Source organism: Aphanothece microscopica RSMan92 (genome assembly GCF_046613545.2).
Classification (GTDB): Bacteria; Cyanobacteriota; Cyanobacteriia; order PCC-6307; family Cyanobiaceae; genus NIES-981.
Map to the genome: position 1 here is coordinate 83,344 of NZ_JBKKKY020000001.1, position 24,191 is coordinate 107,534.

At 69.7% G+C, this 24,191-nt stretch carries 26 protein-coding genes, 1 pseudogene and 1 riboswitch; of the genes and pseudogenes, 6 read left to right on the forward strand and 21 right to left on the reverse strand.

All coding sequences use genetic code 11. The features are described from left to right. Positions 1-50: 50 nt before the first annotated feature. From ACLD7X_RS00350 to ACLD7X_RS00365, 4 genes are all read right to left on the reverse strand, one after another. Positions 51-1,022, reverse strand: a complete 972-nt coding sequence (locus ACLD7X_RS00350) for an integron integrase (protein WP_411421493.1) — start codon at positions 1,020-1,022, stop codon at positions 51-53. A 53-nt stretch (positions 1,023-1,075) separates the two neighbouring features. Continuing rightward, positions 1,076-2,392, reverse strand: a complete 1,317-nt coding sequence (glnT, locus tag ACLD7X_RS00355) for a type III glutamate--ammonia ligase (RefSeq protein WP_411421494.1) — start codon at positions 2,390-2,392, stop codon at positions 1,076-1,078. A gap of 77 nt (positions 2,393-2,469) precedes the next feature. Continuing rightward, entirely contained in the window at positions 2,470-3,459 is a 990-nt protein-coding gene (locus ACLD7X_RS00360) for an alpha/beta fold hydrolase (protein ID WP_411421453.1), read from the reverse strand. Beyond that, positions 3,456-4,373: a fatty acid desaturase gene (locus ACLD7X_RS00365; protein WP_411421454.1), complete on the reverse strand. Its 918-nt coding sequence runs from the start codon at positions 4,371-4,373 to the stop codon at positions 3,456-3,458. The genes ACLD7X_RS00360 and ACLD7X_RS00365 overlap by 4 nt, the downstream gene beginning before the upstream one ends. 143 nt (positions 4,374-4,516) lie before the next feature. On the opposite strand from ACLD7X_RS00365, the gene ACLD7X_RS00370 reads away from it, so the two are divergent. Further along, positions 4,517-4,735 carry a hypothetical protein gene (locus ACLD7X_RS00370; protein ID WP_412007004.1) on the forward strand — a complete coding sequence of 73 codons (219 nt, stop codon included), beginning with the start codon at positions 4,517-4,519 and terminating at the stop codon, positions 4,733-4,735. A 148-nt stretch (positions 4,736-4,883) separates the two neighbouring features. Next, positions 4,884-5,588 carry a hypothetical protein gene (locus ACLD7X_RS00375; RefSeq protein WP_411421456.1) on the forward strand — a complete coding sequence of 235 codons (705 nt, stop codon included), beginning with the start codon at positions 4,884-4,886 and terminating at the stop codon, positions 5,586-5,588. On the opposite strand, the gene ACLD7X_RS00380 is transcribed toward ACLD7X_RS00375, so the two are convergent. The 15 genes and pseudogenes from ACLD7X_RS00380 to ACLD7X_RS00450 all read right to left on the reverse strand — a co-directional run. Beyond that, the gene (locus ACLD7X_RS00380) at positions 5,533-6,615 is read right to left on the reverse strand and encodes an aromatic ring-hydroxylating oxygenase subunit alpha (RefSeq protein WP_411421457.1); all 1,083 of its coding nucleotides are present in this window, start codon (positions 6,613-6,615) and stop codon (positions 5,533-5,535) included. The genes ACLD7X_RS00375 and ACLD7X_RS00380 overlap by 56 nt on opposite strands. Beyond that, positions 6,612-7,382, reverse strand: coding sequence for an ABC transporter ATP-binding protein (locus ACLD7X_RS00385; RefSeq protein ID WP_411421458.1), 771 nt, complete (start codon positions 7,380-7,382; stop codon positions 6,612-6,614). The genes ACLD7X_RS00380 and ACLD7X_RS00385 overlap by 4 nt, the downstream gene beginning before the upstream one ends. Before the next feature lie 32 nt (positions 7,383-7,414). Next, positions 7,415-8,242: an ABC transporter permease gene (locus ACLD7X_RS00390; protein ID WP_411421459.1), complete on the reverse strand. Its 828-nt coding sequence runs from the start codon at positions 8,240-8,242 to the stop codon at positions 7,415-7,417. Between the two features lie 20 nt (positions 8,243-8,262). Further along, positions 8,263-9,270: an ABC transporter substrate-binding protein gene (locus tag ACLD7X_RS00395; protein WP_411421460.1), complete on the reverse strand. Its 1,008-nt coding sequence runs from the start codon at positions 9,268-9,270 to the stop codon at positions 8,263-8,265. A 105-nt stretch (positions 9,271-9,375) separates the two neighbouring features. Further along, entirely contained in the window at positions 9,376-10,788 is a 1,413-nt protein-coding gene (glnT, locus tag ACLD7X_RS00400; protein WP_412007005.1) for a type III glutamate--ammonia ligase, read from the reverse strand. Next, entirely contained in the window at positions 10,785-11,507 is a 723-nt protein-coding gene (gene hypB, locus ACLD7X_RS00405) for a hydrogenase nickel incorporation protein HypB (RefSeq protein WP_411421495.1), read from the reverse strand. The genes glnT (ACLD7X_RS00400) and hypB overlap by 4 nt, the downstream gene beginning before the upstream one ends. A gap of 5 nt (positions 11,508-11,512) precedes the next feature. Next, a complete protein-coding gene (locus tag ACLD7X_RS00410) occupies positions 11,513-11,914 on the reverse strand; it encodes a hydrogenase maturation nickel metallochaperone HypA/HybF (protein ID WP_411421462.1) in 402 nt (133 codons plus the stop codon). Positions 11,915-11,917: 3 nt separating this feature from the next. Further along, positions 11,918-13,108, reverse strand: coding sequence for an agmatinase (gene speB / locus ACLD7X_RS00415; RefSeq protein WP_411421463.1), 1,191 nt, complete (start codon positions 13,106-13,108; stop codon positions 11,918-11,920). 32 nt (positions 13,109-13,140) lie between these two features. Continuing rightward, positions 13,141-13,262, reverse strand: a riboswitch (guanidine-I (ykkC/yxkD leader). A 69-nt stretch (positions 13,263-13,331) separates the two neighbouring features. Beyond that, positions 13,332-13,565: a hypothetical protein gene (locus ACLD7X_RS00420; protein WP_425625008.1), complete on the reverse strand. Its 234-nt coding sequence runs from the start codon at positions 13,563-13,565 to the stop codon at positions 13,332-13,334. A 100-nt stretch (positions 13,566-13,665) separates the two neighbouring features. Further along, a complete protein-coding gene (fumC, locus tag ACLD7X_RS00425; RefSeq protein WP_411421465.1) occupies positions 13,666-15,081 on the reverse strand; it encodes a class II fumarate hydratase in 1,416 nt (471 codons plus the stop codon). After that, positions 15,081-15,680 carry a thylakoid membrane photosystem I accumulation factor gene (locus ACLD7X_RS00430; RefSeq protein ID WP_412007006.1) on the reverse strand — a complete coding sequence of 200 codons (600 nt, stop codon included), beginning with the start codon at positions 15,678-15,680 and terminating at the stop codon, positions 15,081-15,083. Before ACLD7X_RS00430 ends, fumC begins: the two co-directional genes overlap by 1 nt. 71 nt (positions 15,681-15,751) lie before the next feature. Next, positions 15,752-17,392, reverse strand: coding sequence for a DUF3685 domain-containing protein (locus ACLD7X_RS00435; RefSeq protein ID WP_411421467.1), 1,641 nt, complete (start codon positions 17,390-17,392; stop codon positions 15,752-15,754). A 36-nt stretch (positions 17,393-17,428) separates the two neighbouring features. Continuing rightward, positions 17,429-17,908: a Fur family transcriptional regulator gene (locus ACLD7X_RS00440; protein ID WP_411421496.1), complete on the reverse strand. Its 480-nt coding sequence runs from the start codon at positions 17,906-17,908 to the stop codon at positions 17,429-17,431. Between the two features lie 160 nt (positions 17,909-18,068). Continuing rightward, positions 18,069-18,842: a 1-(5-phosphoribosyl)-5-[(5-phosphoribosylamino)methylideneamino]imidazole-4-carboxamide isomerase gene (gene hisA, locus ACLD7X_RS00445; RefSeq protein ID WP_411421497.1), complete on the reverse strand. Its 774-nt coding sequence runs from the start codon at positions 18,840-18,842 to the stop codon at positions 18,069-18,071. A 27-nt stretch (positions 18,843-18,869) separates the two neighbouring features. Next, positions 18,870-19,058, reverse strand: a pseudogene (locus ACLD7X_RS00450) (TIGR02450 family Trp-rich protein); the annotation flags it as partial. Positions 19,059-19,106: 48 nt separating this feature from the next. On the opposite strand from ACLD7X_RS00450, the gene ACLD7X_RS00455 reads away from it, so the two are divergent. The 3 genes from ACLD7X_RS00455 (at position 19,107) to ACLD7X_RS00465 (ending at position 22,051) form a co-directional block, all read left to right on the forward strand. Further along, positions 19,107-20,012, forward strand: a complete 906-nt coding sequence (locus ACLD7X_RS00455) for an AEC family transporter (protein WP_411421468.1) — start codon at positions 19,107-19,109, stop codon at positions 20,010-20,012. Between the two features lie 180 nt (positions 20,013-20,192). After that, the gene (locus ACLD7X_RS00460; protein WP_411421469.1) at positions 20,193-21,038 is read left to right on the forward strand and encodes an EAL domain-containing protein; all 846 of its coding nucleotides are present in this window, start codon (positions 20,193-20,195) and stop codon (positions 21,036-21,038) included. Positions 21,039-21,130: 92 nt separating this feature from the next. Continuing rightward, a complete protein-coding gene (locus ACLD7X_RS00465; RefSeq protein ID WP_411421470.1) occupies positions 21,131-22,051 on the forward strand; it encodes an NAD-dependent epimerase/dehydratase family protein in 921 nt (306 codons plus the stop codon). Positions 22,052-22,060: 9 nt separating this feature from the next. On the opposite strand, the gene ACLD7X_RS00470 is transcribed toward ACLD7X_RS00465, so the two are convergent. Further along, complete coding sequence (locus ACLD7X_RS00470) at positions 22,061-22,576, reverse strand: CDP-alcohol phosphatidyltransferase family protein (RefSeq protein ID WP_425625011.1); 516 nt, start codon at positions 22,574-22,576, stop codon at positions 22,061-22,063. 51 nt (positions 22,577-22,627) lie between these two features. Between ACLD7X_RS00470 and ACLD7X_RS00475 the strand changes: the two genes are divergently transcribed. Further along, positions 22,628-23,092, forward strand: coding sequence for a CBS domain-containing protein (locus tag ACLD7X_RS00475; protein WP_411421472.1), 465 nt, complete (start codon positions 22,628-22,630; stop codon positions 23,090-23,092). Here the strand turns inward: ACLD7X_RS00475 and pdeM are convergent. Then, a complete protein-coding gene (gene pdeM, locus ACLD7X_RS00480) occupies positions 23,049-23,738 on the reverse strand; it encodes a ligase-associated DNA damage response endonuclease PdeM (RefSeq protein WP_412007008.1) in 690 nt (229 codons plus the stop codon). The two genes, ACLD7X_RS00475 and pdeM, sit on opposite strands and share 44 nt — an antisense overlap. Between the last annotated feature and the right edge of the window lie 453 nt (positions 23,739-24,191).

Sequence of the window (24,191 nt, forward strand, 5' to 3'; positions counted from 1 at the left end):
GTGAGCATTTTATGCGGATCTGATAACCACATGTTCAGGCTGACACGTTGTCAAAGCAGGTCGGCGGGGCTGGAGACGCCCAGTGGCCCCCGATTCAGGACATGGGTGTAGATCATGGTCGTCTTGAGATCGCTGTGGCCCAGTAACTCCTGAATCGTGCGGATGTCCTGGCCCCGCTCGAGCAGGTGAGTGGCGAAAGAGTGGCGCAGGCTGTGGCAAGTCGCCGGCTTGCTGATGCCCGCGGCCAGAACAGCTCGGCGCACGGCCTTCTGAACCAGGCTGGGATCCAGGTGGTGGCGGCCCTCTTCACCGCTGCCTTGATCGCGCCAGCGCCCCTGCTGCGGAAACACCCACTGCCAGCCCCATTCCACTGCCGCGTTGGGGTATTTGCGGGCCAGGGCATGGGGAAGGTGTACCCGTCCCCAGCCATCGGCCAGATCGCGCTGGTGGATCTGTCTCACCTCCTGCAGATGGGGGCGTAGCCGCTCGGCCACGCTCTGCGGCAGCAGGGTGCGGCGGTCCTTGCCGCCCTTGCCGTTGCGCACCGTCAGCTCCTGTCGGCCGAAGTCGAGGTCGTGCACCCTCAGCCGCAGTGCCTCCATCAACCGCAGGCCACTGCCGTACAGCAGCCCGGCCACCAGCGCCTCCGTGCCGTTCAGTCGTTGCAGGACTGAGCGAACCTCCTCCAGCGTCAGCACCACCGGTAGGCGCCGCGGCGTTCTGGCTCGCACCACGCCCTCCAGCTCCAGGTCCCGCTCCAGCAGCTCCCGGTAGAGAAACAGCAGGGCTGAGAGCGCCTGGTTCTGTGTGGAAGCACTTACCTGAAGATCCACCGCCAGATGGGTGAGAAAGGCGTTCACCTCGGCGCTGCCCATCTCCCTCGGGTGCCGCAGGCTGTGGAAACGCAGATACCTCCTGAGCCACTGCTCGTAGGTCGCCACCGTGCGCCGGGCGTAGTGGCGGGTCTGCAGCTCCTCCCGGTAACGCTGGATCAGCCCCGGGGGCTTGGGTTGCTCGGGCATCGCGGCTTGCACCACGGCAATGCCTCAGCGTTGCCACCGATGGTGCGCCGCCCTCAGCAGTCGAGCGACGTGCGCCGTTCGGCGTCGGAGATGTCGCCCCGTTCGCGCTGCCACTGGCGGCGGCGCAGCCTGCCGTAGGCCTGGCAGAACTCCTCCCCGAGGGCCTGGCGCAGGTGGCTGTCGCCATCGAAGGCATCGAGGGCTTCGCCCAGATCGGCGGGCAGGCTCGGGCAGACCTCCGGCCCCAGCGGGCGGGCGTAGTTGTCGTTGTCGCGGCGGGGCCCGGGCTCGAGCTGGCGCTCGATGCCATCCAGACCGGCCGCCAGGATGGCCGCCTGCAGCAGGTAGGGGTGGGTGGAGCCATCGGGTAGCCGCAGCTCCAGCCGCTGGTCGTCGGGGATGCGCAGCATGTGGGTGCGGTTGTTGCCGCTGTAGCTGATGCCCGCCGGACTCCAGGTGGCCCCGGACGTGGTGGGTGGTGCCGCCAGCCGCCGGTAGCTGTTCACCGTGGGGTTGGTGAGGGCGCACAGGGCCGGGGCGTGCTCCAGCAGTCCCGCCAGGAACTGATAGGCCAGTGCCGAAAGCCCCAGTTCACCGGCCGGATCATGGAACAGGTTCGTGCCGGCGCTGGCTGTGCCCGGCGCTCCCCAGAGGGAGAGATGGGTGTGGCAGCCGTTGCCGGTGCGCTCGGCGAAGGGTTTGGCCATGAAGCTCGCCTTGAGCCCCTGCTGCTCCGCCAGCGTCTTCACCATCACCTTGAAGAAGGCGTGCCGGTCGGCGGTGGTGAGGGCGTGGGCGAAGGTCCAGTTCACTTCGAACTGGCCGTTGGCGTCCTCGTGGTCGGCCTGGTACGGCCCCCATCCCAGGCCCTCCATCGCTTCCAGCAATGGGCCGATCAGCCCGTAGCGGCGCATCAGGGCCAGCTGGTCGTAGCAGGGTTTCTCCTGGTGATCGGCCGGATCGGCGACGCCTGCGCCATCGGCGCCCAGCAGGAAGAACTCCGCTTCCACGCCGCTGCGGAGCTCGTAGCCCAGGGCCGCCGCCCGCTCCAGCTGGGTCCGCAGCAGGCGGCGCGGACACTGGGCCATCGGCGTGCCGGCCAGCACCAGTTCCGCCGCCACCCAGCCCACCTCCGGCTGCCACGGCAGGGGCGTGAGGCTGGCGGGATCGGGAATCGCCATCACGTCGCCATCGGCGGGGGAGAGATCCAGCCAGGCCGCGAAACCTGCGAACCCGGCCCCGTCGCGGGCCATGGCCGGAATTGCCGAGGCGGGCACGAGCTTGGCCCGCTGGATGCCGAACAGGTCGGTGAAGGAGATCAGCAGGAACTTGAGCTGCAGCTCGCGGGCCTGGCTGGCGAGATCGGGCATGGGTCGGGTGATGGTGGGGGCCGTGGTGATCGGAGGTGGAGCGGGGCTCCGGGAACGGGCCTGGGCCGTCGGTGGGGTCAGCTGCTGAGCAGCCCCTCGACGATCTGCCGCAACCGGTGCTGCTCCGGTGGGCTGCTGTGGGGATTCCCGGCGCGGTGCCCCAACTCGGAGTGGATCACATGCAGGTCGGCGCCGGGAATCCGGGCGGCGTCGGCGGCCATATCCGCGACGGTGAAATAGAGGTCGTGGTCGGCCGCCACCACGGCCGTGCGGGCGGTGATCGAGCCGAGAGCCGCCTCCAGCTCCCCACCATCGGCCACGTCGTGGGCCAGCCAGGTGTCGAGCATGGCGATCAGGTCGCGGGGATCGTGGCGGCGGTAATGCGGCAGCCACTGCTTTTCCACGTGCTGTTCCACCGGTTCCTCGAGGCTCTGGAAGAACGGCTGGCTCGCGGCCCAGCTGGCATAGATCAGCGCATAGGTGCGCAGCCCCTCGACCGGATCACCGCTGAAGCCGCTGCCGGTCCAGTGCCTGTCGGCCGTGAGCGCCTGGCGCAGGCTGAGGCAGAACAGCCGGTTGTGGGGCGAAGTGCGGCCCGTGCCGCAGACACAGCAGATCCGTTCCACGGCCGCGGGGTGGTCCACCGCCCACCGGTAGGCCTGCTGGGCGCCCATCGACCAGCCGTAGACGAGGGCCGGCCGCTCGACTCCGAACACCTCGAAGAGCAGCCGCCGCTGGGCGGTGACGTTGTCCCGCTGGTCCACCACCCAGCCCTGCTCGGCCAGACCCATCGCCCCATGGCTGGGGCTGGTCGAGGCGCCGTTGCCGAACATGCCCGCGATCACCAGGCACCAGCGGGTGGGATCGAGCACCGGCCCCGCCAGCCAGGTGAGGTCCGCTGGCCGGGCTCCATAGGAGGTGGGCACCAGGATCAGGTTGGAGCGCTCGGCATTCAGCTGGCCGGTGGTGGCGTAGCGCAGCGTTGCTTCCGGAATGACCTGGCCACAGCTCAGGGGAAAGGGTCCCAGGGCGAAGTCCGCCTCAACCCAGGAGGCCGTGCTGGTCATGCGGGCAGAGCCAGGGCCGGCAGGTCGCGCAACAGCTTGCGGTGCACGGCGAGATAACCCGGAGCCAGGTGGCGCAGCTGGGGGGCGACCCAGTGGTGGGCGGCAGGGAGCGCGTGGAAGGGAATCGACGGGTAGAGGTGGTGTTCGGCGTGGAAGGGCATGTTCCACATCAGCCAGCGCACCGGAGCCGCCGTGAGGGTGGTGCGGGTGTTGGCCAGGCCGTCGCTGCTGAAACTGCAGCCGCTGTGCTCGGCGAGCAGCACGAAGCGAAGGAAGGGCTGGCCGACGGCCAGGGGCAGCAGCCAGCTCCAGAACAGAAACCCGTTCGCGTGGATGCAGGAGAGCGCCAGCACCACCCCGTAGACCAGGAACTGCAGGCGCACGGAGCGGCGCACCTCGGGGATCACCTCGGGGCTGAGGTAGGGCAGAGCGCTCAGGTCTCCCCAGAGCAGCCGCCCGTACCCCCTCAGCTTGCCGCTCCACCAGTTCCAGCCGCTGAGCTCGAGCAGGTAGCCCCCGAGCGTTGTGGGCACGGGATCCTCCAGCTCAGGATCCCGCCCGGGCTGGTGGGTGAAGCGATGGTGCCATTGGTGATAGCGGCGGTAGAAGGTGGCGTTGTAGAAGCTCAGCAGCCCTGCCAGCCAGGCCACGCTGTCGTTGACGGAGCGGTTCCGGAAGGCGGTGCGGTGGCAGCACTCATGCAGGGGAGCAAAGCAGGTGGCCAGGGCGATGCCGTTCAGCACCAGTCCGGCCGCTCGCCAGATCAGGGGCAGGCCGCTCTGCCGCCAGACCAGCCCCGTCAGCACGATGGTGAGCAGGTGCACCGCCAGGCGGACGACGGCCGGCCCGTCGCGGAGGCCGTTCAGCTCGGCAAGGGCCTGGCGTTCGATCAGGCTGGAGGATTGGGGTGCCATGGCGCCACTCCAGCAGTCGGTCTGCCCCCCTTGCGGTAGGCGATGTGACCGGCCGCCTTCTCCTGCGGCTGCAGGCCGGCCCCAGGCTTGATCACGCCTGACTAAAGTGAGATCGAGAAAAAGGTTGAACCGTGATCCGCACCATGGCCAGCGTTGACCAGGCGATCCACCAGCCTGCCGGCACGGTGCGTTCCGCCGATCCACGCCCCGCATCTGATCCACGCCATGAGGCCATGGTGGCCTCGCTGCGCACCCGGTATGCCGCAGCGGTGGAGCGCCAGGACGCTGCCGCCAAGCAGGCTCTCTTCCAGGAAGGGGTGTACCTCGGCATCCTGCCCCAGGAGTTCATCGATCCCGCCTGAACCTGCTGCTGCCCCGCTCCTGCTGCACAGCCTCTGGGGGTTTGAGGGGGATCTGGAGCAGGTCATCGACCGCGCTGGTCGACATGGTTTCGATGGCCTGGAGGCCAATCTGAACCACCCCTGCCTGCTTGGCCGATCCCCTTCTGCTGTGCTGGAGGCCCTTGCTGCCGCGGACCTGGCCCTGGTGCTGGAGGTGGTGACAGGCGGTGACTATGTGCCTGAGCCGACGCGGAGCCCGGAGAGCCACCTCGCTGAGCTGGAGCGCCAGCTGGAGCGCGGCGCGGCCTACCAGCCCCTGAAGGTCACGGTGATCACCGGCTGTGATCACTGGCGCTGGCCGCTCCAGGAAGGCTTCTGGAGCCGGGCTCTCGAGCTGGCGGCGGCCAGCGGCCTGCCGGTGAGCTTCGAGACCCACCGTTCCCGCAGCTTCTACAGCCCCTGGATGATCCATCCGTATCTGGAGGCCTTCCCTTCGCTGCGTCTCACGGCGGACATCAGCCACTGGTGCGTGGTGGCGGAACGGCTGATGACGCCTGAGCTGGAGCCGATCGCGTCCATCGCGCCGCGGGTGGACCATATCCATGCCCGGGTGGGTCACCCCCAGGGCCCATCGGTGGGGCATCCGTTCGCTCCCGAATGGGCCGAGGCCCTCGAGGCCCATCGGCGCTGCTGGCAGCTCTTCCTCGCCGCTCGCGCCCCCGGCGCCAGCCCCGCCACGGTGACACCGGAATTCGGGCCCGATGGGTACCTGCCCCAGATCCCCTTCACGCGGGCCCCCGTCGCGGATCTGCTGGCGATCAATGCGGCGATGGCGTGCTGGATCCGTGCCGGTGCGCTGGATCCTGCTGCCTGAGGCCCATCAGCGTGTCGTAGAGCTGCTGCTGCTGAAGCAGGCGCCGTTCGAGGCGGTGGGGAGGCCCGGGCCGCAGGCCGCTCGCGTAGCCCCGCTGGGCCGACTCCACCAGGCGGCGGTCTTCCTCCAGGAAGGTCAGCATCGACTCGAGCCAGGCTGGGGCCATCGGCGCCTGGGAGGGTTCGCCCAGGAGCCACAGATCCATCCGGCAGCGCTCCAGGCTGAGCGGCGGAAAGCTGATCACGGCCAGCCGACCATCGGGCCAGAGCAGCAGGTGCGTCCAGGGGGCCAGACCGAAGGTGAGGAATTCGCCGTCCGCCATGGGGGTGGCGAGCAGGGAACCATGGGGACTCAACGCATGGCGGTAGTCGCGCACCGGCCCCTGGTACCGGTGCAGCGTTTGGGGATGGGCGATGGCGACGTGGTAGTCGTCCAGGGTGTTGTCGTGGGCGATCTTCCAGTTGCAGGCCAGCTCCAGGGTCGTCTGGGCCAGCAGCTGCCGTGGCGTTCCGAACCGCTCACCCGCCTCCGCCAGCACCAGATCGAGCTGCTGCTCCAGGGGGAGGGGATCGCTGCCGATGGCGACCCAGATCAGCGGGCCCATCACCGCGCAGTCCAGGGGCTGGAGGGGCCAGTCCTGCCGCTGGAAGGGTTCCAGGAAGTCCGATTCCCGGGCGGCCGCCAGCAGCTGACCGTCCAGGCCGTAGGTCCAGCCGTGGTAAGGGCACACCAGCCGCCGGCAGGCCCTGGACGCTGCGGCCGGCTCCAGCAGCGCCACCCCCCGGTGGGGGCAGCGGTTCAGGTAGGCCCGGGGCTGCTCTCCCGGCGGATGGGTGAGCAGCACGGGCAGGTCCAGCAGCTCGAGGGCGAGGCCGTGGCCGGGCGGGAGGGCGTCCACGGCGGCCACGGGGTGCCAGAAGTGGGGGGCATAGCGCTGCCGTTCCGCCAGGGCCGCGGCAGCCGAGCCATAGAGATCCGCCGGCAGAAACGCGGGGGAGCCCAGCCGGGCAGGGTCGTTGCCGCTCATCCGGCCAGGGCCGGCTCCAGGCCCCTCAGACACTGGGCCAGATCCTCCCGCAGGCTCAGAAACTCCGGCGAGACGCGCAGGTGGGCCATGTTCTGGTGGTCCAGGTCCACCTGCACGCTGCGCACGATCCGTCCCGGCCGCGGCGCCATGATGTGCACCCGCTGGGCCAGCAGCAGGGCCTCCTCGAGATCGTGGGTGATCAGCAGCGCCGAGAGCCCGGTGCGCTGCCACAGCTTGTGCAGGAATTCCTGCATCGACTCGCGGATCTGCAGGTCGAGAGCTCCGAAGGGTTCATCCAGCAGCAGCACCTTGGGCTGGGCGGCGAGGGCCCGGGCGATGGCGACGCGCTGCTGCATGCCCCCGGAGAGCTCGCGGGGCAGCCGCCGGGCCGACTCGCCCAGGCCCACCACCTCGAGGTAGTAGCCGGTGCGCTCCCGGATCTCCCGTCTGGCCAGCCCCTGCAGTTCCATGCCGAAGGCCACGTTCTGGGCGGCGGTGAGCCAGGGATAGAGGCTGTACTTCTGGAAGACCATCCCCCGGTCCGAGCCCGGGCCCCGCACGGGCTGACCGTCCACCGTGATCACCCCGGCAGTGGGGCGGTCCAGTCCGGCCACCAGGCGCATGACCGTCGATTTGCCGGAGCCGGAGCTGCCCACCAGGGCGACGAATTCCCCGGTGTTCACCTCGAAGCTGATGCCCTCGAGCACGCACTTCGCCGTGCGACCCACTCCGAAGGTCTTGGAGACGTTGTCGACGCTGAGATGCATGGGAGGTGCTGTTCGGTGGGCCGAGGGACAGATCAGTTGGCCCAGCGGCAGGTGCGCCGCATCAGCAGGCGGAAGCCCAGATCGATCAGCAGGCCGATCAGCCCGATCACAATCAGGCCCAGGAAGATCTCATCGGTGCGCAGGAACCGCTGGGCAAGGCTGATGCGCTTGCCCAGCCCTTCGTTGGCGGCCACCAGTTCGGCCACGATCACCAGATTCCACGCCGAGGCCATGTTGATGCGGTAGGCGTCGATCACCTGCGGGGCGATGCAGGGGGTGATGACCCGCACCAGCACCTGGGAGGTGCGTCCCCCCAGGGTGAGGGCGGTCTCCACCAGTTCGTTGGGCACGAACTTCACGGCATCCATGATCATCAGGGTGTTGAAGAACAGGGTGCCGATGAAGATCAGCAGGATCTTCGGCAGTTCGCCCAGGCCGAAGTAGATGATCAGCAGGGGGATGAAGGCCGGCGCGGGCATGTAGCGGATCAGGGCCATCAGCGGCTCCAGCAGTCGGCAGATCACCGTGCTGGTGCCCATGGCGATGCCCAGGGGCAGCGCCACCACCGCCGAGAGGGCAAAGCCCCCGAACACCCGCCCCACACTGGCGACCAGGTCAGCCCAGAGCACACCCTGGGCGGCCTGGCTCTGCCCGGCGGCGATCACGCCGGACGGACTGGGCAGGAAGAGCGGGTCCACCAGCCCGGCGCTGGTGACGGCTGTCCAGATCACCACCACGATGAGCACCCCCGCCAGCCCCAGCACCCAGGGGTGCTGGCTGAGGCGTTTCAGCCGTTCCATCGCGGCCGGCGCGAGCGGTGCGGCGTCGACCAGGTCAGAGTTGCTGGCGGGAGAGGTCATGGTGGCGGGTTTCCCTCAGCTCACTTCGCCGCTTTGACGAACGTGTCGACGAACAGACCATCCAGCTTGGGTGGGGTCTTGGCCAGGCCCACGTTCTGGAGGAAGGTGCTGATCTGATCCGCTGCGTAGGGCAGCGAGGCCATCGTGTCCCCGGCTTCCAGGGCCTTGAGGTTGTCCTCGAGGCTGAAGATCGTGGTGCCGGCGTCGTAGGCCTTGTATTCCTCCTCGGACACCCCGGCGCGCTGGCTGAGAATGGTGAGCGAGGGGCCGGGATTGGCCTTGATTTCCGCCAGGGTGGCGAACCAGGCGTCCACGAGCTTCTGAACCTTCTCCGGGTTCTGCTTGACGAACTCGGTGCGACAGACGAGGTGGTCGCTGATCGCCCCCGGGAACTCCTTGGAGGAGAAGAGGGTCGCGCTGCCGGATCGCTTCAGGGCCTGGGTGGTGAACGGCGCGAACACCCCCACCGCATCCACCTGGCCCGCCACGAAGGCGGCGGCCGCCGCTCCGGTCTCCAGCGGCACGAAGCTGATGTCGTCGGCGCCCAGGCCAGCCTTCTTCAGGCCGAGCAGCAGCAGGTAGTGGTCGACCGTGCCCTCCTCGGCCGCCACCTTCTTGCCCTTCAGATCGGCGATGGTGCTGATGCCTTCGGCGGCGATGATCTGGTCATTGCCGGTGGAGTTGTCGTTGGTCAGCACCACCTGCAGATCCGCCCCGCCGGCGATCGAGCTGATCGTGTCGTTGAGGGTCTGGCTGTTGCAGTCCAGCTGGCCGGCGTTGAGGGCGTTGATCGAGTCGAGGTAGCCGTCGAACCACTGCAGGGTCACCGGGATGCCGAACAGGCCCTTCTCCTCGGTGACCTTCCAGGGAATCCAGCCGGGCCAGGCGCTGTAGCCGACCCGCACCGGGGTGTCGGAGCTGCCGCCGCCCTGCTGGCTGCAGGCCGAGAGGGCACCGGCACCCAGGCCGAGCAGCAGCAGGGTGGCGAGCAGGCGTTGGCGGGTTCGGGGCTTTCGGGTTGGGGTCATTGGAGGGGGATGGGAAAAAGGTTGGAGAGGGAAAGGTGGGGGCGCGGCAGGCGGGGCCGGAAGCGCTCAGGGGGGAATGGGGCGGCGGAACCTGGGGGCCATGGCTCAGAACAGCTCCAGGTAGCGCTCGGTTTCCCAGCGGGAGATGGTGCCGTGGTAGCTGGCCCATTCCTCGCGCTTGAAGGCGATGAAGGCGTCGGCCATGGCCTCGCCGAACACCTCGCGGGCGAGCGGATCCACCGCGAACGCCTCGATCGCCTCGCCCAGGGTCCGAGGCAGGGTGGTGAGGCCCCGGCGGGCGCGTTCCTCGGGGCTCAGCCGGTAGGCGTTCACCAGGTTGGGTTCGCCCGGATCCAGCTCCTCCCGGATGCCCTCCAATCCGGCCGCCAGCAGCAGGGCGGCGGCCAGGTAGGGGTTGCAGGCGCTGTCCGTGGCCCGGCACTCCACCCGGCTGCCCGCACCGGGGATGCGGAGCATGTTGGTGCGGTTGTTGTTGCCGTAGCAGATGAACACCGGTGCCCAGGTGAAGCCCGACATGCTTCCCTGCACCACCAGGCGCTTGTAGCTGTTCACCGTGGGGGCGATCACGGCACAGATGGCCGGGGCGTGGCGCAGGATGCCGGCGATGAACTGGCGGCCCAGGGGGCTCACCCAGCCGGCCCGTCCGTCCTCGGGGGTGAACAGGTTGCTGCCGCTGGCCAGGTCTGCCAGGGACATGTTGAAGTGCGCCCCACTGCCGGTGCGGTCGCCGAAGGGCTTGGGCATGAAGCTGGCGATCAGGCCATGGCGGCGGGTGATCTCCCGGGCCATCAGCCGGAAGAAGGTCACCCGATCCGCGGTGATCAGACCGTCGGCGTAGCCGAAATCGGTCTCGAACTGGCCGTTGCCGTCTTCGTGGTCGAAGGAGTAGACGCCCCAGCCCAGGCCGTTCATGGCCCGCACCAGCTCATCGAGCCAGTCGAGGTTGTCGAGCAGGCCGCGTAGGTCGTAGCAGGGTTTCTCGAGGGTGTCGGCCGCGCTGGCCGGCATCAGTTCGCCGTCGGGGCCGCGCCGCAGCACGAAGAATTCCGTCTCCACGCCGAGGTTGAAACGCAGGCCCATGCGTGCCGCCTGGTCGCGCACCCGGCAGAGGATCGTGCGGCTGCAGGCCTCGAAGGGCTGGCCGTGGAGCTGGAGGTTGCTGGCCATCCACACCGTGTCAGGCCGCCAGGGCAGCACGGTGGCCGAGCTCAGATCGGGCAGGGTGGCGACTTCGTCGTCGCTCACGTCCTGAGGCACCCCGTCGAGGGCGGCGCCGGTGAACAGTTCCGAGCCGGCCAGCATGGCGGGCAGGTGGTCGATCGGCACGGCCTTGGCCTTGCACACCCCGTGCAGGTCCACGAAGCTGGCCAGGGCATAGCGAACGCCCTGGGCCTGCAGCTGGGCCTGGGCCTCCTCGCCGGTGAGGCCGGCCCGAAGCTGCAGGGCCGGCAGGGGGGGCAGGGCCGTGGCTCCGCCCGGTACGCCGCCGCCGCTCATGACGCCACCAGGACGGGGACCGCGCCCTCCGCCTGCCGTGCGCTCCGGAGCATCTCCAGCTGCTGGTTCAGCCAGGCATGCCACGCCTCGAGGCCCTCGCCGCTGGTGGCGGAGACCCGGATCACGGCACAGCGCGGATTCACCTGGCGGATGTGGGCCTCGATCCGCTCCACGTCCACCGGCAGGTAGGGGAGCAGGTCGGTCTTGGTGATCAGCACGCAGTCGGCCTCCCGGAACATCACCGGGTACTTGAGGGGCTTGTCTTCGCCCTCGGTGACGCTGAGCAGGGCCACCTTGCGGTGTTCGCCCACCGCGAATTCGGCCGGACAGACCAGGTTGCCGACGTTTTCCACCCAGAGCACATCGAGGCTGGCGGGATCCAGCCGTTGGCGCAGCAGCCGCAGCCCCCCGCTCACCATGGCCGCGTCGAGGTGGCAGGCCCGCCCGGTGGTGATCGGCACCACGGGCACCCCCACCGCTTCGAGCCGTTCCGCATCGAGCTGGGTGGTCATGTCACCTTCCAGCACCGCCATGGCGTGGCTGCCGGCGAGCTGCGCCAGGGAGCGCTCCAGCAGGGAGGTCTTGCCGGCACCGGGGCTGCTCATCACATTCAGGCAGAGCAGATCCCAGCCATCGAAGTGTTCGCGGTTGTGGTCGGCCTGGTGCTGGTTCGCGGCCAGCAGGTTGAGGCCGAGGGTGTCTTGCAGGGGCATGTGCATGGCGATCAGCAGCAGGGGGACAGGGAGGGACTGGCGGGTTCGAGGCTGCAACCCTCGAGGCTGTAATCGACGGAGCGGATCTTCAGTTCCCGGCCGCTCACGATCTCTTCCATCGGGTGCTGGCAGCAGGGTGAGCGGTAGGCCTCTTCCGCGCTGGGCTGGTAGGTGGCGTTGCAGGCCACGCAGCGGCCCACCAGGGCGACCGGTTCGATGGCGAGTTCGGCCCCGGCCAGCCAGGTGTTCTGCACCGCGGCCTTCCAGGTGAAGACCAGCTGGTCGGGTTCGACGCAGGTGAACGCACCCACCAGGAGATGCACGGTGCCCACGCGGGGAACCGCCGGGCTGTGCCGACGCTTCCAGTCCTCCATCGCCAGCAGCAGACATTTGGTCATGTCGACTTCGTGCATGGCTCACCTCCAGGCCTGGTCGACCTGCATGTTGCAGGTGCTGCTGATCCAGGACGGCAGCGCTTTGCGGGGCAACTGGCCGCTCACCACCAGGTGGGCCATGGTGTCGCAGATCACCCGGGTGGCCATCAGGGAGGTCATGTCGCTGATGTCGTAGGGGGGGGAGACCTCCACCACTTCCAGGCCACAGACCGGCACGTTGCGCACGATCAGTTCCAGCAGTTTCAGCGCTTCCCTCGGCAGCAGCCCGCCGGGCTCAGGCCAGCCTGTGCCGGGGACGAAGCCGGCGTCGATGCAGTCGATGTCGAAGGAGATGTACACACAGTCGGTGCCATCGGTGGCGCGTTCGATCGCGAACTTCGCCGCCGCCTCCAGGCCCATGTCACAGATGTCGGTGACGGTGAGCACGTTGGTGCCCCGCTCCCGGCAGACCTTGACGCCCTCCCGGGGAACCTGCCAGCCACCGATGCCCAGTTGCACCAGGTTGGGGGCCGGCGCGTTGGCCATGTTGGTGGCATGGAACCACGGACAGGTGTGCATCCGCTCGTCCAGGTCGATCTCCTGGGTGTCGACATGACGGTCGAAATGGATGATGCCCACCTTCTTGTCACCCAGATGGCGGCAGACGCCCCGCACGGTGGGAAAACCGATCGAATGGTCGCCGCCGAGGATGATCGGGAAGGCGCCGCTGCTGAACACGTGGGCGACCCCCTTGGAGATCTGGTCGAAGCTCTTCTCGTTGTTGGCGGGAATGGTGAAGATGTCGCCCACGTCGCAGAGCTTGATCTGCTCGCGCAGATCCACGCCCATTTCGTAGTTGTAGGGGGTGTAGAGCGCCGAGATGCGGCGGATGCCCTGGGGGCCGAAGCGGGTGCCTGGCCTGTAGGTGGTGCCGGAATCGTGGGGCACCCCCAGGATGGCCACGTCGAACTCCCCGACCCGGTTCACATCCTCGATGTACGGGGCCTTCATGAAGGTGTTGATGCCCGCGTAGTGGGGCAGCTCACCGCGCGAGAAGGTGGAGATGCGGCGATCCACGATGCTGTCGGCCGCTTCCAGGCCGTAGCGGTGGGCCTGATCCACCTCCTGCTGCCAGCCGGTGAGCGGGAGCGCACGCTCCTTCTCAAGGGCACGCATGCCCTCCGTGGGATGCAGCCGTTCGAAAGCGCCGTCGGCGCCTGAGGAGGAGGTCATGGGGGGTGCCTGGAGAGTCTGGAGATGGAGCGGTCTCCCGGGCTTTTGTCCCTCCGTGCACCGGCGTGGCCGGTGGGGCTCTCTTGGACCAGTCGCCCTGGCACCGGGTGGAGAACCACCGCGGTGACGGGCCGGAACCCTAGAACCTGTCCGCTCGTGAAGTGTGTGCGAAGCGGGCTCGGCGCTCGGTGCCGATGACTACCAACTCCGCAGCTGACGGGTTTCAGTGCTGGTGATCGTGCCCGTGCTCAGCGCTGTTCTGCCCTTGGTGGGAGCTGTTCTGGCCCTGCTGGGTGGGCTGGTGATGGTCCGGGTGGGCCAGGGCGGAACCGGCCTGCAGGCCCAGCAGACCCAGGGCGGCCAGCAGGACCATGACGCTCTGGCCCAGGGGACGACGACGGGCGAGGGGCCGGGTGTGGGCCCGGAGGTGGGGCGATGGGGTCATCGGAAGGGGCATCGGGGCAGGGGGACCCAAGGACCGTATCCAGCGCCGGGGGGCATCCCGGTAGCCGACGACACCAAGCGCAGGGCAGGGCGGCGCAGGGCGGTGGCCAGGCTCAGGCTCCGCCCGGCGGTTCCACCATCCGCTCGGGTTGCACCCACTGGTCGAACTCCTCGGCGCTCAGTTCCCCCAGCACCAGTGCGGCCTCCCGCAGGCTGAGCTGGTGGTGGTGGGCATGCTTGGCGATGGCACAGGCCCGGTCGTAGCCGATGGCCGGGGTCAGGGCGGTGACCAGCATCAGGCTCTGGTCCAGCAGGGTCTCGATGCGGGCCTCGTTGGCCTGCAGCCCCTCGATGCAGTGCGTGCGGAAGCCGGTACAGGCGCCGCTGAGCAGCTCGATGCTCTCCATCACGTTGTGGGCGATCAGCGGCTTGAACACGTTCAGTTCGAAGTTGCCCTGGCTGGCGGCCATCTGCACGGCACCGTTGTTCCCCATCACCTGCACGGCCACCATGGTGAGGCTCTCGCACTGGGTGGGATTCACCTTGCCGGGCATGATCGAGGAGCCCGGCTCGTTCTCGGGGAGCACCAGCTCGCCCAGCCCGCAGCGGGGGCCGCTGGCCAGCCAGCGGATGTCGTTGGCGATCTTCAGCAGGGATCCGGCCAGCACGGTGAGCGCCCCGTGGGCGGCGGCCAGGGGTTCATGCCCCGCCAGGGCCTGAAACTTGTTCGGGGCACTGGTGAAGGGGAGAGCGAGGCGCTCGCGCAACCTGGCGGCCACCGCCTCGCCGTAGCCGTGGGGTGCATTGAGGCCCGTGCCCACCGCCGTGCCCCCGATGGCCAGCTGGTGCACCTGGGGAAGGGTGGCGAGCAGGCTCTCGAGACCTAGCTGCAGCTGGGCGGCATAGCCGCCGAATTCCTGCCCCAGGCTGAGCGGAACCGCATCCTGCAGGTGGGTGCGGCCGATCTTGATGATCCGGCTGAAGGCCCTGGCCTTGGTGCTGAGGGCCTCGATCAGGGCCGTGACGGCGGGAATCAGTTGCCCATCCAGCGCCACGGCGACCGCCAGGTGGAGGGCAGCGGGAAAGGTGTCGTTGCTCGACTGGCTGAGGTTGACGTGGTCGTTGGGATGCACCGGCTGCTTGCTGCCCAGCACCCCGCCGACCGCCGCGATCGCCCGGTTGGCGATCACCTCGTTGACGTTCATGTTGGTCTGGGTGCCGGACCCCGTCTGCCAGATCCGGAGGGGGAACTCGCCATCCAGCTGGCCCGTGGCCACCTCTTCGGCCGCCGCCACGATCAGGTCCGCCAGCTGGGGGTCGAGCCGCCCCTTGTCCCGGTTCACCTCGGCGCAGGCGGCCTTGAGCTGGCCGAAGGCATGGATCACCGCCAGGGGCATGGCCTGGCCGAACGGGAAGTGGTGCAGGGAGCGTTGGGTCTGGGCGCCCCAGTAGTGGTCCGCCGGCACGGCGACCGCGCCCAGGCTGTCGGTCTCCCGGCGGGTGGGCGGCGCAGGATCGGCGGGCGTCATCAGCGGCTCACCACCTCCGTGTTGAGCTCGTTGAAACTCATGGTGCCGCTGGTCTTGAACCCCTCCGGCAGGGGGATGCCCGTGGCTGTGCTGACGGCGTCATTGATCCGCTCGATCGCCACCTGCCCCTCGGCATCCAGCAGCACCTGGCCATCGCCGTCGAGCACCACCACCTGGGGCACCCGTCCATGCCAGTAATGGGCCGGGTCGCGGGCCCCCCCGTCGCCCCTGTTCTGCAGCGGGTCGGTCACCAGGGGGATCAGCTCGACGCTGTTGCCCCAGAGGCGCTGCAGCTCCGAGACCACCGGGGAGAACTGCTTGCTGCCCGCATCGTCATCCAGGTAGAAGACCAGCAGGGCAGGTCGGTGTTCCTCCAGGGTCTGGGCCAGGGACGCGCGCGGCGGGACGAGGGACCCGTTTCCGGCATAGAGGGCGTAGATGTTGCCGTCGTAGGTGTTGTTGGTGAGGGCGGCGGCGGCGGGCTGGCTGCACAGCCCGAGCGCCAGCAGGAGAGCCAGAACGGGCATCAGCCGCGCCCGCCAGCGCCGGATCAGGGACAACGGCGCCCTGATCGGCGACCTGTTCGCGGTGCAGCCCATGCCCTTCGCCTCAGCCCTTGCCTGGTGGCGCCATTGTGCAGCCAAGCCCCGCCGGCCTGGCGTGCCGGCATCTAGGGACGGCTCACGCCGCGGCCCAGCCCCTGCAGGATGCCCCGCCCGATCAGGCCGATGGCCCGCCCCACCACCTGGGTGAGCAGCACCACCACCAGGTTCCCCACCCCCTGGATCAGCTGGCGCAGCTGGGGGGCCAGGGCGTCTCGGGTTTCCAGCGCCAGGGTCACCAGCTGCTGCAGGGGGCGCAGGCGGCGGAGTTCGGCATCGCGGGGTTCCAGCAGGTTCACCGCACCGATGGTTCCGGCATCGACGCACAGCAGCCGGCGGCGGCTCTCGTAGAGCGCGATCGGCCGCTCGAACCAGTCGCTCCAGCGCTGCTGGGCGTTCAACTGGTTGCGCAGCCGTTCCAGATTGCGGGTCGAGAGCAGGTCGGCCCTGAGCAGGTAGCGGCGCAGCTCGGGCCAGGGGCCGCAGCAGGCCAGGACCTCGGCGGCCAGCAGCTCAGCGGTGCGCACCAGCCAGTTCGCCACCAGCCGCTCCAGCTGGAGGATGGCCCGCAGTTCGTCGGCGGCCAGCAGCTGCCCGTCCACCAGCAGGGGTTGGGCCATCACGAGCGTGGCCAGCATCGGCTGGGCATCGGGAAGTTCCGGATCGTCGACCGCCAGATCGCTGGATTCGATCAGCGTCCTGGCCACGGGCTGGAGGGCTCCCTGTCGGGGCAGCTGGACATAGGGGCTGGCCATGGCCCGCAGGGCCTGCTCACGGAGCTGGGGCTGGAGGGAGACCCAGCGCTCCCTCAGCACCGCCGGCGACGCCGGCTCGGCGGCCAGCTGGGCCCGCAGCCCTTCCAGCTGATCGAGCAGGGCCAGCAGCAGATCGGCGCAGCGGGCGGGGCTCAACCCTTCGATGGCCAGCAGTTGTCCGCTGTGGTTGGCCAGCCCTGCCGCGATGGAGCTCTCCAGCCGGCCGCGGACCGCCAGCCAGATTCCCTCGGCGTTGCGCTGCTGCAGGGTGAGCTGGGTGCCCCGGGACGCGTCGGCAGGATCGTGGGCGGGCGCAGGGCTGTCCTCGGGCAGCCCCCAGGCGAGGCTGAGCGGCCCCCAGAGCAGCAGGAGCAGTTGGCGGGCGCAGGCCAGTTCCCGCAGCCGACCTTCGAGCATCCACTGGTGAAGGGGATTGGCGGGCGGCGGGTCGAGCAGGCGGCGGCACTGGGCGCGGACGGTCTCGATCTGCTCCAGCCCGCCCACCAGCAGCCACTGGCCGAGGCCGACGCCGGACGCGGGGGGAGGGGGGGACGGGGAGGGGGTGCCGGGGGAGCACAGCTGCACCACCCGGCCGCCGGAGCGGAGGGTGGTGACGGCGTCGATGATCTGCTCCGGGCTGGGGGCCTCCAGCAGGCCATGGGCCGGAAGATCCAGAAGGGCGGAGGCCGCGAACCGGTGCCCCGGCGGCAGCAGGATCAGCAGGGGAGCGGGTTGCCACCGCTCGCGCAGCAGCAGGGCCTCGCGGCGCAGCACGCTGGCATCGCTGCCGTTCTCAGGGCGCCAGATCTCCGGGCGCCAGATCACCAGCTCGGGGGCACCCTGCAGCGCCGACGCGGCCGAAATCACACCCATCCCCTCGAGCTGATCCTCGAGCAGGCGCTTCAGCCCGTTCGCCACGAGCGGTTCAGCGAACAGCAGAAGCTGCGGACTCACACACCCAGGCCATGGTGATGGCCCAAGGTAACGAGCTCAGGCGGGTTTCTCCAGCTCGGATGTGACGGGGCGTCCGCTGAGGTGGAGGGTGTACCCCTCGATCCGGTAGCCGGTGCTGCGCTCGATCTGGCGGAGCAGGTCCGCAGGCAGGGCCACGTCGAGGTCCTGGATGGCGCCGGAATCGAGACAGGTCAGGTGGCTGTGGGGGTCGCTGCGGTACCCGTAGAGGCGGCCATTGGCGCGGTCGAGGCACTCGATCACCCCAGCTGACTGGAGCGCCTCGAGGTTCTGGTAGACGGAGGTGTGGCCGATGTTGCGGCCCAGGTTGTTCAGCTTTTCAAAGATGTCGCGCGCACTGAGGTGGCTCCTCTCGGCCCAGAGCAGATCGAGCACCATGCGCCGCTGACGGCTGAGCCGCATGCCGAGGTCGCGGCAGCGCCGGTAGACGGCTTCGACGTCGGCGACCGGTGCGGCGGGCTCGGCTGCACGGGCCGATGCCTCTGGAGGAACCGGCAGCTCCGAGAGTGGCAGGCCTGCTGCGCTCAACCGTGGCACCGTTGGGATCACATTCTGTTATAGGGGAAACCGCAACCGATCCGGCTACGGTCTGGCCAGGGTCGGGCGGCTGGTCGGGCGGCTGGCCACGCGGCGGCGCCCCCCGGCGGCGTCCCCCGGATCAACCGATGCAGGCGGAGCTGGCGGTGGGACCGACGTCCTGGAGCCGCCCTTCGCCGATGGCCTGGATGGCTTCCGGCAGATCGATGCGGCCGTCGTACAGGGCTCTCCCCACGATCACGCCGCTCACCCCGAGGGGCTCCAGCGCCAGCAGCGACAGCAGGTGCTCCAGGTGGCCGATGCCGCCGGAGGCGATCACCGGCACGCTGCTGGCCATCGCCATCGCCCGCAGGGCCTCGAGGTTGGGGCCGGCCAGGGTGCCATCGGTGGCGATGTCGGTGCTGATGATGGCGGCGATTCCGCTGGCGCTGAACCGCTGGGCCAGGGCCGTGGCCTCGGTCTGGCTCTCCTCCAGCCAGCCGCGGGTGGCCACCTTGCCGTCCTTGGCATCGATGCCCACCACGATCCGGCCCGGATGCCGCGCGGCCAAGGTGTCCACCAGGTCGGGCTGCTCCAGGGCCACGGTGCCGAGGATGACCCGATCCAGCCCGAAGGCCAGCAGGTCGTCGGCCCGCTCCAGGGTGCGGACCCCGCCGCCCAGCTGCACCGGGATCGCCAGGGCGGCTGTGATCGCCCGGACGGCGGCATCATTCACCGGGGCGCCGCTGCGGGCGCCATCCAGATCGACCAGGTGGAGGCGCGTCGCCCCCTGCTCCTGCCAGGCCAGGGCCTGGGCGACGGGGTCATCCGAGAACCGGGTCACCTGTCCGTAGTCCCCCTGGTGCAGCCGCACGCAGTGACCGTCCAGCAGGTCGATGGCGGGGATGATCTGCATGGGACGGCGCAGCTGCTGCCAGCCAGGCTGCCAGAGCCGCCTGTCGCGCAGCTCGGCCAGGGGCACCACCAGCCGCAGACCCGGCGCGAGCACGGCGGCCAGCTCGGCGGCCCGCGTCCTTCCCCTGCCCCGCTGGCCGACCACGCTGAAGTGCCGGTGGCCCTGGGACCGCACCAGCACGGGGGACTGGGCCGTGTAGGCCTGGCCGAGGCGCATGGGTCGTCAGCGAAGGCCGCCATCCTGGGGGCAGGGTCTGGATGGGTCGTGGCCTTTCTGTTCGAGCTGGTGCCCGCCCTGCTGGCCGGGTTGCTGCTGGCGCGCCGCTGGCCCGGTCTGGCCACCCGTCTGGCCCCCCTGATGGTGCGCTACGGGGTTCCCTTCAGCGTGATGGGCCTGCTGCTGCGCGCCGGTGTCGACTGGCGCTTCGCCGACGTGCTGGCCCTGGCCCTGGGGATGGTGGCGGTTGGTCTGCTGCTCGTGGGTCGCTGGCTGCGCGCCCCGGTGGAGCAGCTGGGGGCCGTGGTGGGCAACACGGCCTACTTCGGCATCCCGGCGGCCCTGGCCCTGCTCCCCGCGGACGTGATCGGCTACAGCGTCAGCTACGACCTCGCCGCCACCCTGCTCACCTGGAGCCTGGGGCCGGTGCTGATCGGTGCTCAGGGCCTGCGGCCCCGTCTGCTGATCGCTTCGCTGCTCTCCAGCCCCGCCATCCGGGGGCTGGCGGCGGCGCTGCTGGTGCAGCTCACCCCGTGGCGGGACCCGCTGGCTGCGCTGGTGTGGTGGCCAGCCCGGGTGATCGTGGCGCTCTCGCTGGTGATGGTGGGTCTGCGGATGGCCCCGGCGCTGACGGTGCCCCTGCCGCCGCGCCTCTGGCCGGCGGTGGTGGTGAAGCTGCTGCTCTTCCCCCTCCTGGCCCTGGGGGTTCTGCAGCTGCTCCATCTCCCTGCCCCGGCCCGGGCCGCTGTGGTCCTGCAGGCCGCGACCCCCACAGCCGTCTCGGTCCTGCTGCTGGCCGAGGCGGTTCAGCCCGGCGGCGACGGGGCGGAGGACCCCGTTCCAGCCACCGGCGGCGACGGGGCGGGTGCGGCGGATGCGGCGAGTCTGGTCCTGTGGAGCACCCTGCTGGCCCTGCTCACCGTGCCCCTCTGGGCGCGCCTGCTGAGGGGCTGAGCGGCCTGCGGCCTGGGTGCGGTTGGAGAGCTGGAAGGCCTGCGGTGGCCGGTTCGGCTTCGCTGCTGTTCGCTTGGAAGGCCTTGTCTCCCGGCATCCCCATGGCGAGCGAGCGCCATCGATCAGGCCATCGGCCTGGCCCCGGGCCCTGGGCCCTGCTGTCCTGACGGGTCGTGCACCATGGCAGCTGACCATCTTCGCGGCGTGGACTCCCTCTCCCTCGGGGCCAGTCCCGTCCCCCCGTCCCTGGCTCGCCTGCAGGCGGTGCAACGGCTCAAGGGGATCGTGGGCGAGGGTCTGCTCAATCCCCATGCCCAGCCGATCGTCGATCTCCGGCTCGATCGGATCGTCGCCCTCGAGTTGCTGTTCCGGGTCTCCCCCATCGCCGGACTCTCGGGCATCCGGCCGGATCAATGCATTGCCCTGGCGGAGGAGACCGGAGGGATCGACCGCATCGGCCTGGCCATGTTCCAGGCCGCCTGCACCTTGCTGACCGACCCCGTGATCCGGCAGCGGGAGCTGGCGATCAACGTCAACCTCTCGGTGCTGCAGCTCCGCTCCCCCAATCTGCTGCCCCAGCTGCGCCGGGTGGTGCGTCAGGCGGGGGTGCCGTGCGACGCGATCTGCCTGGAACTCACCGAAAGCCACAAGCTGGATGCGGATCCCGACCTGCTGCGGCTGCTGCACGACCTGGCCGACTGTGGTTTCCGTCTTGCCCTGGACGACTTCGGCACCGGCTATGCCTCCCTTGCGGTCCTGCGCTCCTTCCCCTTCTCCCATGTGAAGGTGGATCGCTCCTTTGTGGCCGACATCGAGCACGCCCCCCGCTCCCGGGCCCTCTGCCAGGTGATGCTCCAGATGGGTGAGGCCTGCGACCTCACCGTCACCGCCGAGGGGGTCGAGACCAGGGAGCAGGCCGATCTGCTGATCGCGATGGGCTACTCCAGGCTTCAGGGCTTTCTGTTCGGTCGTCCCCGGCCGATCACCGAGCTGGAGGCGTTCTGGTCATCGCCGAGCGCGGCCTGAGGCTCCAGGACCCGAGAGCCCATGCGCAGCGGCTGCTCCGGGTCCGCTGCCCCTGAACCCTGAGAATGGCGCCGCAGGCGTCAGGGGCATCGATGCGAATTCTCGTGATGGGGGGGACCCGCTTCGTCGGCAAGCCCCTGGTGGAGCAGCTCCAGGCGGCGGGGCATGCCCTCACGCTCTTCACCCGGGGGCGTCATCCCGTTCCCCCCGGCCTGGAGCACCTGGTGGGTGACCGCAGCAGCTCCGCCGATCTGGAGGTGCTGGCGGAGCGTGCCTTCGAGGTGATCGTGGACAGTTCGGGCCGCACCCTGGCGGATTCCCGTGCCGTGATCGAGCGCACCGGGCCGCCGAGCCACCGGTTCGTGTATGTGAGCTCGGCCGGTGTCTACGCCGATTCCGAGCTCTGGCCCCTGGATGAGGAGAGCCCGACCGACCCGGCCAGCCGTCACGCCGGCAAGGCCGAGACGGAGACCTGGCTCCAGCAGCAGGGGATCCCCTTCACCAGCTTCCGGCCGACCTACATCGTGGGGCCGGGCAACTACAACCCCGTGGAGAGCTGGTTCTTCGATCGCATCCTGCACGGCCGACCGGTGCCCCTCCCTGGCGATGGCACCACCATCACCCAGCTGGGCCATGTCCGGGATCTGGCCGCGGCCATGGCCCGCTGCATCGAGGTGGATGCGGCGGCCAACCGGATCTACAACTGCACCGGCACGCAGGGCGTGACCTTCCGGGGGCTGGTCGAGGCCGCGGCGCGGGCCTGCGGGCGGGACCCCGGCGCGGTGGAGATCCGCAGCTTCGATCCTGCCGGACTGGAGCGGAAGGCACGCAAGGCCTTCCCCCTGCGCATGGCCCATTTCCTCACCGACACCCATCGGGTGCGGCGCGAGCTGGCCTGGGAGCCGGCCTTCGACCTCGAGGCCACCCTCGTGGACAGCTATGACCACGACTATGCCCTGCGCGCACCCACCACGCCGGACTTCGGCACCGATGCGGTCCTGCTGGGGGCCTGAGCCACCTGGTCAGGCCTGGCGCAGGTAGCCCCAGGCCGAAGCCAGGGCCAGGGCCAGGGACGGCCAGAACAGCCACCAGCCCAGCTGCATCAGCACCTCCCTTCCCGCCCAGGGCCAGAGCAGCAGCAGCAGGCTGGCGAACTGGAGGACGGTCTTGAGTTTTCCGGCGAGGGAGGCGGGCCCTCCGCTGCCCTGCCCGCTCCGCCAGCCCGAGATCAGCAGCTCCCGGGCCAGGAGAAGCCAGACCGCCAGCAGCGGCAGGATGCCCTGGGCTCCCAGCCAGAGGAGTGGGGCACTGATCAGGATCTTGTCGGTGAGGGGATCCAGGCGGGCCCCCCACACGGATCCACCGCCGGCTCGGCGGGCGATCACCCCATCGGCCCAGTCGCTGAGGCCCCCCAGCAGCAGCAGCAGCCAGGCCAGGGCGCCCCGGTCAAGCAGCAGGGCGAGCAGCAGGGGCAGCCCCAGCCAGGCCCGCAGCAGGGTGAGGCCATCGGCCAGGCGTCGCATTCTCTCCGGCCCCACGGCGCCTCCCAGGCTCAGGCTCAGAATGCCTCCATGCCGTCGTCCTCGCCCGTGGTCCAACAGTCCGTCTCCGCCGTGATGAGCAGCCCGGTGCTGAGTGTGGGTGTCGACACCCCCCTGCAGGAGGCGGTGAAGCTGATGAGTGAGCACCACGTCAGCGGCCTGCCCGTGCTCGATGCCGACGGCAGCCTGGTGGGGGAGCTGACCGAGCAGGACCTGATGGTGCGGGAGAGCGGCTTCGATGCGGGCCCCTACGTGATGCTGCTCGATGCGGTGATCTACCTGCGCAACCCCCTCCAGTGGGACAAGCAGGTGCACCAGGTGCTGGGCAGCACCGTGGGGGAGGTGATGGGCCGCCATCCCCACACCTGCGCGGGCGATCTTCCCCTGCCCGGGGCGGCGAAACAGCTGCATGAGGCCAGCACCCAGCGCCTGTTCGTGCTGGATGAGGCGCGGCGGCCCGTGGGGGTGCTCACCCGCGGTGACGTGGTGCGCGCCCTCGCCGCCGATGGGTGAGGGAGGGGGCGCAGGGCCAGGCCAGCACGGATCCCTCGGCCACGAGCCACTGTTCCTCCCCGGGCGGCAGCGGATGGCCGCCGGTGAGCTGCCCGAAGGCCGGCAGGGCGAGCCTCTCCTGCCGGCGGCAGTAACTGAAACAGGGCAGGCGCAGCCGGTCGGCGCCGTTCCCGACGACGGCCACCGGATGGAGATGGCCGCAGAGGTTGAGATGGCCTGGCAAGGCCTCGGGCTCGTGGCTGAGCCACCAGGGCCCGAGGGCCTGGGAGGGCTCCTGGGGCAGATCGGCGATCCAGCTGCCGCGTTCGTGGTTGCCGCCCACCAGCCGCAGCGGACAGCCCAGCAGCTCCGGCAGGGCCGCCAGCTTGGCGCGCAGGGTGGCGGTCAATCCCAGGCGGCTGTGAATCAGATCCCCGAGCACGATCACCTGGCGCGGGCCCAGCCGATCGGCCAGGCCGAGCAGGGCGTTGAGGGTGGCGGCATCCCCATCCGTGGGCAGGGGAACGCCATGGACCTGGAAGGTCTCGGCCTTGCCCAGGTGCAGGTCGGCCAGCAGCAGGGTGCGGCGATCGGGATCCCAGATCGCCCGCCCGGCCAGCAGCTCCAGGCGATGGCCCTGCCACTGGAAGGGGACTGCGTCGCTCATGGCTGAACGGGGGCTGCGCATCCGTGGCGCACGAAGCCATGCTGCGGTGCCAACCCGCGGCGCTTTGGCGGTTTCGCCATGGGTTTTGCCATCGGTTTCGCCATGGGCTGAGGGGCTGTCCCAGGCGCCCATGGTGTGATCAGAGCTGCAGCCATTCGCGATCAGGTGCGCCCACTCCCCAAGGCGATCACGGCCAGATCGAGCGGCTGGAAGTGAAGTGGCAAGGCGTCAGAACGGTCCTGTTGATCATCAGGCGCTGCTGATCTTGCTCCGGTGCACATCAGGCCCAGGCTGCACCGGGACATGGAGACTCAATGCTGAGCCATCGCCGAATGCTGAGCCATGAGCGAGGGAATCGTGCAGGCCGATGGCGGAGATTGGGAAGCCTGAAGACCATGCTGGTCTGGCGGCGGGCCGATCCGGCGCAGAGCTTGTCTGTTGCAGCTCTGTCGC